A 12,589-nucleotide genomic window follows, 5' to 3' on the forward strand; every position below is an offset into this window, starting at 1 on the left:
CAGCTATTTCCAAGTTTGTTTAGCCTTTCACCCCTATCCACAGCTCATCCCCTAACTTTTCAACGTTAGTGGGTTCGGACCTCCAGTACGTGTTACCGCACCTTCATCCTGGCCATGGATAGATCACTTGGTTTCGGGTCTACGCCCAGCAACTGAACGCCCTATTCGGACTCGCTTTCGCTACGCCTGCCCTATTCGGTTAAGCTTGCTACTGAACGTAAGTCGCTGACCCATTATACAAAAGGTACGCCGTCACCCCTTACGAGGCTCCGACTGTTTGTATGCATGCGGTTTCAGGATCTATTTCACTCCCCTCCCGGGGTTCTTTTCACCTTTCCCTCACGGTACTGGTTCACTATCGGTCGATCACGAGTATTTAGCCTTGGAGGATGGTCCCCCCATCTTCAGACAGGATTTCACGTGTCCCGCCCTACTTGTCGTACACCTAGTTCTTTCATACTGTTTTCGCCTACAGGGCTATCACCTGCTATGGCCGCACTTTCCAGAGCGTTCGGCTAACAATACAAATAAAGAGTACAGGCTCTTCCCATTTCGCTCGCCACTACTTTGGGAATCTCGGTTGATTTCTTTTCCTGCGGTTACTTAGATGTTTCAGTTCACCGCGTTCGCTTCACATGACCTATGTATTCAGTCATGGATACTCCAAAAGGAGTGGGTTTCCCCATTCGGACATCTACGGATCAAAGCTCGTTTGCCAGCTCCCCGTAGCTTTTCGCAGGCTACCGCGTCCTTCATCGCCTGTGATCGCCAAGGCATCCACCACATGCACTTGTTCGCTTGACCCTATAACGAGTCTGTCTCGCTCTCCCGAAGGAGATGACAGCCGCTACAGGTTGAGTTCTCGCATTTGTGCCGTATTCCAATTGAGCCGAACTTGCGTTCGAATCATCTTGAGATACATCGATACAATCACAACCCGGATAACTTCCACGCCCATCTCAAATAAGCGCTTCCGCTATCCACTTTACTACTTCTTCCAGATTGTTAAAGAACGACAGCCGATAAGCGCTACTTCTCGCTCATCCTCTGACTGGCTCAATCGCCAATGACAACTGCTCAGCATCCCTGAACGTTTGTCATTGAAGATTGGTGGAGGCAGACGGGATCGAACCGACGACCCCCTGCTTGCAAAGCAGGTGCTCTCCCAGCTGAGCTATGCCCCCTTCCCTACAGAGACTACCCAGGTGTTCCGTGTCAGACAATTGGTGGGTCTGGTTGGATTCGAACCAACGACCCCCGCCTTATCAAGACGGTGCTCTAACCGACTGAGCTACAGACCCCTGAGTCTGTCTTGATCAACAGCCGATAAGCGTGAACGCTCAATGTATGCGGAATAAGCTCGAGAAAGGAGGTGATCCAGCCGCACCTTCCGATACGGCTACCTTGTTACGACTTCACCCCAGTCATGAATCCTACCGTGGTGACCGTCCTCCTTGCGGTTAGACTAGCCACTTCTGGTAAAACCCACTCCCATGGTGTGACGGGCGGTGTGTACAAGACCCGGGAACGTATTCACCGCGGCATGCTGATCCGCGATTACTAGCGATTCCAGCTTCATGCACTCGAGTTGCAGAGTGCAATCCGGACTACGATCGGTTTTCTGGGATTAGCTCCCCCTCGCGGGTTGGCAACCCTCTGTTCCGACCATTGTATGACGTGTGAAGCCCTACCCATAAGGGCCATGAGGACTTGACGTCATCCCCACCTTCCTCCGGTTTGTCACCGGCAGTCTCCTTAGAGTGCTCTTGCGTAGCAACTAAGGACAAGGGTTGCGCTCGTTGCGGGACTTAACCCAACATCTCACGACACGAGCTGACGACAGCCATGCAGCACCTGTGTATCGGTTCTCTTTCGAGCACTCCCGAGTCTCCTCAGGATTCCGACCATGTCAAGGGTAGGTAAGGTTTTTCGCGTTGCATCGAATTAATCCACATCATCCACCGCTTGTGCGGGTCCCCGTCAATTCCTTTGAGTTTTAATCTTGCGACCGTACTCCCCAGGCGGTCAACTTCACGCGTTAGCTACGTTACTAAGGAAATGAATCCCCAACAACTAGTTGACATCGTTTAGGGCGTGGACTACCAGGGTATCTAATCCTGTTTGCTCCCCACGCTTTCGTGCATGAGCGTCAGTATTGGCCCAGGGGGCTGCCTTCGCCATCGGTATTCCTCCACATCTCTACGCATTTCACTGCTACACGTGGAATTCTACCCCCCTCTGCCATACTCTAGCCTGCCAGTCACCAATGCAGTTCCCAGGTTGAGCCCGGGGATTTCACATCGGTCTTAGCAAACCGCCTGCGCACGCTTTACGCCCAGTAATTCCGATTAACGCTCGCACCCTACGTATTACCGCGGCTGCTGGCACGTAGTTAGCCGGTGCTTATTCTTCCGGTACCGTCATCCCCGAAGGATATTAGCCCTCAGGATTTCTTTCCGGACAAAAGTGCTTTACAACCCGAAGGCCTTCTTCACACACGCGGCATTGCTGGATCAGGCTTTCGCCCATTGTCCAAAATTCCCCACTGCTGCCTCCCGTAGGAGTCTGGGCCGTGTCTCAGTCCCAGTGTGGCTGGTCGTCCTCTCAGACCAGCTACTGATCGTCGCCTTGGTAGGCCTTTACCCCACCAACTAGCTAATCAGCCATCGGCCAACCCTATAGCGCGAGGCCCGAAGGTCCCCCGCTTTCTTCCGTAGATCGTATGCGGTATTAATCCGGCTTTCGCCGGGCTATCCCCCACTACAGGACATGTTCCGATGTATTACTCACCCGTTCGCCACTCGCCACCAGGTGCAAGCACCCGTGCTGCCGTTCGACTTGCATGTGTAAGGCATGCCGCCAGCGTTCAATCTGAGCCAGGATCAAACTCTTCAGTTCAATACCTGTTACTGTTTTCGGTTCCGTTAAGAACCGGTCGCTCACTCAAAGCTGACAGGTTATGAATTGCTTCATCAACCTGACTTACTTTTGTGTGAGACTCTTGATACTTTTGCTTCCCGATCCGAAGATCAGGTCCGCGTCGATCAAGCGCCCACACTTATCGGCTGTTAATTTTTAAAGAGCATTTCCACCGATCCGACCGAACTGTTCGGCCTTCCCGGCAGCGCTGCGTTGTCAGCAGCAGAGAAGTGAGATTATGATCAACATCTCGCAGCGCGTCAACTACTTTTTTGCTCGCCGCGATCCACTTCTTCGCTGATCACTTCCCTCCGATCGGTTCCACTGGCTGCCCAACCTCGGCGCCTTGCTTCTCCCACCTTGCTTCCCTTTCCGCGCCGCGTTTCCGGCAGCGCGAAAGAGGCGTGATTCTAAGCACGCCCCACGCTTCCTGCAAGCGCTTTCGTGAAGAAAAACCCCAAAGAACGGCACCAAGGGCGCCGCTCGCGCGGCGCCCTTGGTCGTAAGCCCTTGATCGGAAACGGGGAGGCGCGCAATCAGGTTGCGGACGCAACCACCATGGCAGCCACGCGAGGCTTGCTTACGTTTCTTGAATGATCGAATTCGCCGTCAACCTTCATGCAAGACCGTGAGCCCGCCGCCCTCATCGGCACATTCAGTCGGCACGCGGCGCTGCCTGATAGAAACGCGCGAGATCGACCTTCATCGCATGCAGCGCCGCGTCGTCCAGATAGATCATGTGGCCGGCCGGATAGTGGCGGATCTCGACGTTGGCCTGCAGCGCACGCTCCACGCCGAGATGCGCGAGCGCGTATTCGGTCGCGTAGAACGGCGTCGCCAGATCGAAATAGCCGTTCAGCGACATCACACGCAGCCTCGGGTTCTGCCGCATCGCCTCGGCCAGATCCCCGGCTGCATAGGGCACGGCCAGCCGCTCGCCCCACCACTCGCGATGCTTCCAGTCCCACTGCATCAGCGCCGCGTCGTTGAACACGCGATAGCGGTCGGCCGGCCGGTAATCGAGATCGTTCGCGAGATGCTCATGCAGCGCCGCCTCGAACACGCTCGAAATGCTCGCCGCCGAGGCATCGAAATCGGGATGCTCGCCGGCGTCGTCGTAATCGATGCCCTCGACGCGCGCATCGTAGCGGCCGAGGCTGCGCGACTCGTCGCGCAGCAACTGCTTGCGAAAGCGCGACGGCCCGACCCGCAATCTCGCCGCCTTGACGTATTGCGCATCGATGCCCGTGTATTGCGCGATCCGCGCGGCGATCGCGTCGCGCTCGGCATCCGGCAATGCGTCGCCCTGCGCGAGCGCCTGCTCATACGGGCCGCGCGCGAAGGCCCGCACCTCGTCGAGAAAGTCGGGCAGGCTCGGCGGCTTCGGCCGCAGCCGGTCGTGATACCAGGCGATCGCCGCATAGGTCGGCAGGTAGCTCTCGCTCTCGAAATCGGAGCCGGGCGAGAACGCCGCCGAATCGAGCACGGACGACATCAGGATCACACCGTTCAGCGCGATATCGCTCTGGTTCAGGCGATAGGCGAGCATCGCGGCCCGCGCGGTGCCATATGACTCGCCGAGCAGATACTTCGGCGAATTCCAGCGCTGATTGACGGTCAGATAGCGCTCGATGAAATGATCGAACGCGTCGAGATCAGCGTCGACGCCCCAGAACGCCTTGCCCGTCGCATGGCCGACGACGCGCGAGAAGCCGGCGCCGACCGCATCGATGAACACCAGATCGGTCTGCCCGAGCAGGCTGTCGGGATTGTCGGCGAGCGTGTAGGGCGCCGGCGCGCTGATGGCCGGGCTTGCCGTGCGCGCCCGCTTCGGGCCGAACGAGCCCATCATCAGGAACACGCTGCCCGCACCCGGTCCACCGTTGAACAGGAACGTCACGGGGCGCTCGCCGGGCCGCCGGCCGTTGGCGGTATAGGCGACATAGAACACGCTGGCCGTGGCCTGCCCGGCGTCGTCGCGCAGCAGCAGGTTGCCGGCCGTCGCGGTGTAGTCGAGCGTGCGGCCGTCGAGGCGGATCGAATGGCGAGTGACCGACGCGGTCTCGGCCGGAACCGGCACGAAGGCGGCATCGTTTCGCACCGGATGCGCGTCGTCGGGCCGCTGCGCGTCCGGCGCGGCGGCGCGAGGCACGGCGTGAGCCTGCGAAGCCGGTGCGGTGGCGGCGCGGGCGGGCGGCGCCGTGCCGGCTGCCCGCCCGGGCTCGACCGCCGAGGCGGCGGCCGGCGCTGCCACGGCCGGCCCGGCCGGCTGCGCCGCGAACGCGCAGCCTGGCCCCGCCGTCGCCGCCACGATCGCGACCAGCCAGCCCAGACCACATGAGACGACAGACACGGCATTCAGACGGAGCGGCATGAGGATCTCGATCGGCGGATGGCCGGCGGAAGGTCTGCGAATTGTCGGCAGATCGCGCATGGGCGTCAACGCGGCCGACCCACTTCGCCGATTTCGCGCAACCGCGGCGTCGAACGCAGCACGCGCGGCGGCGCCCGCGCCTTCGCCCGACGCAAACGGGGGAGCTTCCCGGCCCGCCCGCATCATGGCCGCATCATGCCCGCATCATGCCCGCGTCGTGCAGGCGCCGCGGCGCTCACGCGCGCCGCCACCACCTCACCGCCAGGGCCACGAGCGAGGTCGCCACGGCCATCACGACCACCGCCGTCCAGCCCCACTGCGCGAACAGCAGCGTGCCGAGCGCCGCGCCGCCCGACATGCCGATGAACATGCCGACGAACAGCACGGCGTTGAGCCGGCTGCGCGAAGCCGGATCGATGCCGTAGACGATCGTCTGGTGCGCGATCAGCGTGGACTGGAAGCCGAGATCAAAGCCGACCGTGCACAAGGCGATCAGTGCCAGCTGAGCCGGCACCGGCATCAGCGGCGCAAGCCCCATCGCCGCGAACGACACGGTGGCCACGCCAATGCCGAGCCGTGTCACGGACTCCGCGCCGCGCCGGTCGGCCAGCCGGCCGGCAAGCGGCGCGGCCAGCGCGCCCGCCGCGCCGGCCAGACCGAACGCACCGGCCGCCGCGCTGCCGAGATGGAACGGCGCGCCATGCAGCATCACGGCGAGCGTGGTCCAGAACGCGCTGAAGCCGATCGCGAGAATCCCCTGCGCGAACGCGGCGCGGCGCAGCGCCGGGTGGCGGCGCCACAGATGGCCGAGCGAGACGATCAGCTCGCGATACGGCAGCTGCGTGGTGGGCCGGAAGCTCGGCAGCCCGCGCGCCGCGGCCACGCCGATCACCGCCACGCTGAGCGCCGCGAACACGAAGGTCGCACGCCAGCCGAGGCTGCCGGCCACCACGCCGGCCACCACGCGCGACAGCAGGATGCCGAGCAGCAGGCCGGTCATCACGGTGCCGACCACCCTGCCGCGGTGCGCGTCGGGCGCGAGCGCCGCGCCGGCCGGCACCACGTCCTGCGCGAGCGTCGCCGCGAGTCCGACCGCGAAGCTCGCAGCGAGCAGCAGGCCGATCGACGGCGCGAGCGCGGCGAGCAGCAGCGCGCCGACCAGCACGGCGGCCTTGATCAGGATCACGCGGCGCCGGTCGTAGCGGTCGCCCAGCGGCGCCAGCAGCAGGATGCCGAGCGCGTAGCCGAGCTGCGTGAGGGTCGGCACGAAACCGACGGCGCGCGCGGAGGCGCCGATGTCCGGCCCCAGCACGCCGAGCATCGGCTGACTGTAGTAGAGCGGCGCCACGCCGAGCCCGGCGGCCGCGGCCAGCAGCAGCACGAGGCGCGGCGTCAGCACGGACGGCTGGCCGTGCGCGGCGGGCTCGGCCGCGCGCGGCGCACGAGAGGCCGCCGCGGCCGGCGGCAGGGTGGCTTCGCAGCCGTTGCAGCCGGTGGAATCGAGGTCACGGGTCGAGGTCATGGGATGCGGTTCCGGGTCGTCTTGAATATGGAACGCGAGTGTGATTGGCAGGGCGCGCTCCCGGTAGTAGCACCGCCCGCACATTTGTTATACGCTCCGCGCATGAATGCCAAAACCCCTGTCACGCCGGCCCCGAGCGGCCGCAGCCGGGCGCCGGAAGCCTCGCCCGGCGATGCCGGCTATCGTTTCCAGCTGATGGAAACCTTCGTTCGTATAGTGGAATCGGGCAGCCTGTCCGCGGCGGCGGTACTGCTGCGGACCACCCAGCCCACCGTCAGCCGGCGCCTGCAGGCGCTCGAGCGCTCGCTCGGCGTGCGCCTGCTGCATCGTTCGACGCATACGATGCGGCTGACCGTCGACGGGGAGCGCGCCTTCAAGCGCGCAAAGGATCTGCTCGCGAGCTGGGCCTCGTTCGAGGCCGACCTGCGCGGCGCGCAGCAGGAGCCCGAAGGCCCGCTGCGGGTAACGGTGCCTCACGCGTTCGGCCAGGAGATCTTCGTCGAGCCGCTGCTGCGCTTCCTGCGCGAGCATCCGCGCGTGACCGTCGAATGGCTGCTGCAAGACGAGGTGCACGACTTCATCGGCAACGGCATCGACTGCGCGATCCAGATCGGCCGGCCGACCGATCCGGCGGTGGTCGCGATCAAGCTGGCCAGCGTCTCGCGAATCGTGGTGGCCGCGCCATCGCTGCTCGGGGGTGGCCCCCTGCCCGCCAGCCCCGAGGAACTCGCCACGCTCGCCTGGCTTTCGCTGCGCACCTATTACCGCAACGAGGTCGCGCTCACGCATCGCGGCACGGGCGAGACGCGGCGCTTCACGATCCAGCCGCGTATGAGCACCGACAATCTGTTCGCGATGCGCAGCGCGATGCTGCACGGGATGGGCGTCGGCATCAGCTCCGCCTGGCTGCTCGCCGACGATCTCGCGGCGGGCCGCCTCGTCCGCCTCGCGCCCGAATGGCAGGCCGCCCCGCTGCCGGCCTATCTGACCTACCCGCACGCTCGCTTCTATCCGTCGCGGCTGCTGCGCTTCGTGGCGACGATGCGCGAGGCGGTGCCCGCGCTCGTGGCCGACGACACGCAGGCGCGCGGCTGAGCAAGCGTCTGGAGCATCATGGAACAGGCGAGCCGGGATTCCGGTCGACGCCATGTCTGGCGAAGGCGCCGAGGATGGCCGGCAGCCTGCGCATGGCGGCCGCACCGCCGGCCCGCGCGGCTCAGTCGAGACCGGCGCAGCGCGCCGCCCATGCGGCGAAATCGCCGACGATCGCCTCGCTCAGCTGATGGCCGACCGGGTAGCGGCGCGTGTCGTGCGGCACGCCCAGCCGGGTCAGCCAGGCGTCGGCGCGCTCGGCCCACGATACCGGCAGCTTGTCGTCGTATTCGCCATGCGCGATGAAGGCATCGAGCGTCGCGAGCGCCTCGCGCGGCGCGAGATGCGCCTCGATCTCGGGCAGGATGCGGCCGCTCAGGATCGCGAAGCCCCGCACGTCGGCGGGCGAGCTCAGGCCCACGCTCGCGCTCATGATGCCGCCCTGGCTGAAGCCGCCGATCCACGTCGGCAGCGGCGCGGCGCCGTCGGCGGCGTGCAGCGCGCGGATCAGCCCGATCAGCGCGAGCCGGCTCGCATCGGCGCGCGCGGCGTCGATCGACGGGCCGTTCGGCCCGAACTGCACCGGAAACCATGCGTGTTGCCCGGGGCCGAGCGCGAGCGGGCCGCGCACGAAGACCAGCTCGATACGCGGGTCGAGCGCCGCGGCGGCCTTCAGCAGCTGGGTCTCGTTGCCGCCCACGCCGTGCAGCAGCAGCAGGCGCGAGCGCGGCGTGCCGTGTGCCGGGCGCAGCCGGTAGGCGAGCATCGAGCTCGGTTCCTGGATCAGGTCAGGGGTCATCGCGTATCGCTCCGCACGAAAATCGGTGAACGCCGACGCGGCAAGGCCGCCCGGCACCAGCTCGCCAGTTTGAAACAATCCCTTCACGCAATAAACCGACGCGAAGAAATGAATTAATTCTCATTGAGAATGAATTACGCGGCCCCGATTTTGCCGTGCCGGCCGGCCAGATAGCACAATGGCGGCTTCCCTTGCCGACCGGTGCCAAGCCGCCGCCCGAATCGCCGATGACCATCCAGCCCGCCCCGATCCCCGCCGACGCGTCGCCCGTCGGGGTATATACGCGCGCCGACGACGCCTGGCTCGTCAGCCACTCGGAACGCCCGCACCTGTTCCGCATCCAGCATCGCCGCGCGGACGGCGCGACCGACATCGATACCGTGGTCGATCTCGACAACCTCGACGCGAAACTGCGCAAGTGGCGGCGCGAAGGCTATACGCGCAGCGACGGGCCTGCCGCGGGCTCGCCGCCGCAGCGGGCCGGCTTCCTGCGCGAACTGCGCGCGGCGGCCGGCGCGCAGCCGGGCGCGACGCTCGCCGGCGTTGCGCTGCCGGCCGGTGCCGGCGGCCCGCTGGTGCCCGCGCGCGACCCCGCCTACCGGTTCGACGCGCGCGCCGCGAACGTGCTGCGCGACATCGTCGAGAACCGCCGCCTGCTGCTGATCGGCCACACGGGCAGCGGCAAGACCAGCCTGATCGAGCAGACCGCCGCGCACACCGGCCACGGCGTGCTGCGCGCGAACATGAACGGCCAGACCAGCGTGGGCGATTTCGTCGGCTTCTGGACCGTCAAGGGCGGCGCGACGATCTGGGTCGACGGCGTGCTGCCGAGCGCAATGCGCCAGGGGCTTTGGCTGATCGTCGACGAGGTCGATTTCGCCGAGCCGGCGATCCTGGCCGTGCTGACCGCCGTGCTCGAACCGGGCGGGCGGCTGCTGCTGAAGGAGAAGGGCGGCGAGATCGTCGCGCCGCATCCGTCGTTCCGCCTGTTCGCCACCGCCAACGCGGCCGGCGCGATGAGCCGCTTCCGCCATCTCTACCAGGGTGCCAACGTGATGAACGACGCGTTCCTCGATCGCTGGCGCGTCTATCAGATCGACTATCTGGCACCGGCCGACGAGGCCGCCGTGCTGCGCCGGACCTTCGGCGAGCGCGTCAGCCCGGCGATGGCCGACACGCTCGCCGCGATCGCGGCCGCCTGCCGGCGCGCGTTCGAGCGCGACGACCTGGCGAGCGCGTTCTCGACGCGGCGCCTGATCGACTGGACCGACCTGATGCTGCGCACCGGGGACCCGGAAGAAGCGGCCGGCCCGACGATCTACGCGAAGGTGAGCGCCGAGGACGCCGCGCTGATCCGCGACATCATCCGTCACCACATCGACCTCGACGCGGTATGACGGCCATGCGCGATCCCGCCGGCCCGAACCCGCGCGCGCCGGCCGGCGCCCGCCACGATCCGGGCGAACGGCTCGGCAGGCTCGCGCGCGTGCTGACGGGCGACGCCGCCGTGCAGGTGCGGATCTCGCGCGACGGCCCGGCGCTCGTGGCCGGCAGCGAACCCTCGGCATCCACGTTGCTGCTGGTGCCGGCCCGCGCCGGCGACACGCCGCTCACCGCCGACGAACTCGCGGGCTGGGTCGATCTGCTCGCCGCGCGGCTGCGCTTCGGCGAGCCGGCACGGCTCGCGCGCGTCGCCTCGAACGTGACGCGCGCGCTCGCGCAGACGATCGACGACCAGCGCGCGAGCCTCGCGCTGCTGGCCCGCTTCCCCGGCGCGGCGGCGCTGCTGGCGTGCCAGCGCGAGGCGGCCACGCGCGAGATGGCGCTGCGCTGGCCGAAGCTGGCCTGGCGCGAGCGCTTCGTCTGGCGCGTCTCGCGCGCGCTTCGCGGCGAACCGCCGCCGCAGACCGAACGCAGCGACTCGCTCGACGCCACGCTCGCCGCCGCCTCGGCGCTGATCGACGCGGCGCGCGCCGCCACTTCCACGGCCGCCAGCATCGACGCGGCGGCGGCCATCGTCGAGCGGGTCCAGGCACTCGCGCGCGGCGACGCGAACAACATGATGATCGGCCTCGACCACGAGACGACGCTCGACTCCCCCGCCAGCCCCGCCGAGGTCGCGGCCGAGCACGTGGACGAGCCCATGCCAGACGGCGCACACGGCGCGCTCGACCCACTCGATGCGCGCGCAACCAATCCGGCGCGGCCCGGCACCGCGATGCTCGCCGATGCCGCTGCGGCCGCCCCCGACACTGATCCCAGTGCCGCCGGCGACAGTGCGCCCGCGCCGCGCCCGGCCGGCAACGCCACCGCATCGGCGCTGTCGGTCCCGATCACCACCGCGTTCGATACCGTCACCGACCTGACGGGCAGCGGCGACGCCACCGCATGGCGCAGGCTGCGCGCGGCGGCACGCGCGCAGACCGCGCGCCTGAAGGACCAGCTCGAGCGCGCGCTGGAAGCCGACGAACAGCTGCACTGGCGTGGCGAGCAGGAGCGCGGCGAACTCGATCGCCGCGCGCTCGCGCGCCTGGCGACCTCGCCCGGCTACCGCACGCCGTTCCGCGTCCGGCGCGCGCGGGCCGGGCGCGACACGGCCGTCACACTGCTGATCGATCGCAGCGGCTCGATGGCGGGCCGCAAGATCGAACTCGCGCGCCTGTGCGCCGCCGCGCTCTGCGACGCGCTCACCCAGCTCGGTTTCGCCTGCGAGGCGCTCGGCTACAGTTCGAGCGAGGTGCCGGCGATGCGCGCCTGGCACCGGGCCTGGCTCGCCGCCGGCCACTCGCCGCGCGGCTACAACCGGTTCGTGGAGCGGCTCGACCTGGAGATCTACAAGCGCTTCGATTCGGACAATCCGAGCGGACTCGCGCGCATCGAATCCGGCCACGAGAACCCCGACGGCGAAGCGCTCGCCTGGGCCGCCGGGCGGCTGCTCGCGCACCGCGCGCGGCGGCGCATCCTGATGGTGCTGTCGGACGGCTATCCAGCCACCGGCGACGGCGATCCCGCCCGGCTGCGCGCCGACCTGCGCGCGCGCATCGCCGACATCGGCGCGCGCGGCGTCGAACTGATCGGCGTGGGCATCCTCGACGACGCCGTCGAGGCGTTCTATCCGACCCGCACCGTGGTCGAACGGCTGGGCGACCTGCCGGCCGCCGCCTTCGACACGCTCGCGCGCGCGCTGCTTCGCCAGCGCGCTCGCGCGGGCGGCCCGCCTGGCAGGGAATCAGGGCAGGGCTGCGCGTAGGGCGATTGGACGGCACGGCTCGCGATGCCGAAGTGCAGGAACCCAGCGGAATCGCGGCAGTCGCACGGCTTAGCGCCGGCGCATCGCAGACCGCCCAAAGTGGTGTCGGAAGCGTATCCAAGGCGACGCGCACCGCTGCGGGCGCATTGCCTCGCCGCCCGGCCATTGTTCACACGACGGCAACGTACTGTTCAATCCAGCGACGATGATCGGCGCAAAGAAATCGCCGATACTTCCGCCTATTCCAGTGCGACATTTTGTGTCGCCATGATTTCACTGCAGAAAAAATTTCCCATGTCTTCCAGAACACCGCTCATCGGCTTGATCGCGGCGGCCCTGACGCTCTGGCTCGGCGCCTGTTCGAGCGCATCCGACGTCAGCGCGACCGACAAGCCGCACGTCTATACCGTCAACACCACGGCCCGCAGCGCCGTGCTGTCGTGGGGCGCGGCCCACCGCAAGGCGATCGGCACCGCCGACGCCTACTGCGCGCAACAGGGCATGCGTGCCAGCCCGGCCGCCGAGCACGTCTCCGACAGCGAGGCCACGCTGACGTTCGAGTGCCATCCGACACTGGTGATGGCGCACTGAGGGTCGCGCGGCCAGCCGTGATATCCGCCGCGCCGGCCTCGC

Annotated in this window: 7 protein-coding genes, 2 tRNA genes, 1 rRNA gene and 1 other annotated feature; of the genes, 4 read left to right on the forward strand and 6 right to left on the reverse strand. The window is 66.7% G+C overall.

The annotated features are described in order from the left end of the window. Positions 1–804 (reverse strand) — a sequence feature (23S ribosomal RNA rRNA prediction is too short). A 304-nt stretch (positions 805–1,108) separates the two neighbouring features. The 5 genes from KS03_RS01510 to KS03_RS01530 form a co-directional block, all read right to left on the reverse strand. Continuing rightward, positions 1,109–1,184, reverse strand: a tRNA-Ala gene (locus KS03_RS01510). Between the two features lie 40 nt (positions 1,185–1,224). After that, positions 1,225–1,301: transfer RNA gene (locus tag KS03_RS01515), tRNA-Ile, on the reverse strand. 64 nt (positions 1,302–1,365) lie between these two features. Further along, a 16S ribosomal RNA gene (locus KS03_RS01520) occupies positions 1,366–2,898 on the reverse strand. 676 nt (positions 2,899–3,574) lie between these two features. Further along, a complete protein-coding gene (locus tag KS03_RS01525; RefSeq protein ID WP_012733175.1) occupies positions 3,575–5,293 on the reverse strand; it encodes a S10 family peptidase in 1,719 nt (572 codons plus the stop codon). Between the two features lie 235 nt (positions 5,294–5,528). Beyond that, entirely contained in the window at positions 5,529–6,815 is a 1,287-nt protein-coding gene (locus tag KS03_RS01530) for an MFS transporter (protein WP_012733174.1), read from the reverse strand. 102 nt (positions 6,816–6,917) lie between these two features. On the opposite strand from KS03_RS01530, the gene KS03_RS01535 reads away from it, so the two are divergent. Next, complete coding sequence (locus tag KS03_RS01535) at positions 6,918–7,910, forward strand: LysR family transcriptional regulator (protein ID WP_012733173.1); 993 nt, start codon at positions 6,918–6,920, stop codon at positions 7,908–7,910. Positions 7,911–8,031: 121 nt separating this feature from the next. Here the strand turns inward: KS03_RS01535 and KS03_RS01540 are convergent, their stop codons facing one another. Continuing rightward, positions 8,032–8,706, reverse strand: coding sequence for an alpha/beta hydrolase (locus KS03_RS01540; RefSeq protein ID WP_035978144.1), 675 nt, complete (start codon positions 8,704–8,706; stop codon positions 8,032–8,034). Positions 8,707–8,933: 227 nt separating this feature from the next. Here KS03_RS01540 and KS03_RS01545 point away from each other — a divergent pair, with 227 nt between their 5' ends. The 3 genes from KS03_RS01545 to KS03_RS01555 all read left to right on the forward strand — a co-directional run bounded on the left by KS03_RS01545 (position 8,934) and on the right by KS03_RS01555 (position 12,547). Then, complete coding sequence (locus tag KS03_RS01545; RefSeq protein ID WP_012733171.1) at positions 8,934–10,103, forward strand: AAA family ATPase; 1,170 nt, start codon at positions 8,934–8,936, stop codon at positions 10,101–10,103. Then, the gene (locus KS03_RS01550; RefSeq protein ID WP_230674420.1) at positions 10,100–11,956 is read left to right on the forward strand and encodes a cobaltochelatase CobT-related protein; all 1,857 of its coding nucleotides are present in this window, start codon (positions 10,100–10,102) and stop codon (positions 11,954–11,956) included. Before KS03_RS01545 ends, KS03_RS01550 begins: the two co-directional genes overlap by 4 nt. A 267-nt stretch (positions 11,957–12,223) precedes the next feature. Beyond that, positions 12,224–12,547: a hypothetical protein gene (locus tag KS03_RS01555; protein ID WP_012733169.1), complete on the forward strand. Its 324-nt coding sequence runs from the start codon at positions 12,224–12,226 to the stop codon at positions 12,545–12,547. Positions 12,548–12,589: the final 42 nt, after the last annotated feature.

The organism is Burkholderia glumae LMG 2196 = ATCC 33617, assembly GCF_000960995.1.
GTDB classification, from domain to species: domain Bacteria; phylum Pseudomonadota; class Gammaproteobacteria; order Burkholderiales; family Burkholderiaceae; genus Burkholderia; species Burkholderia glumae.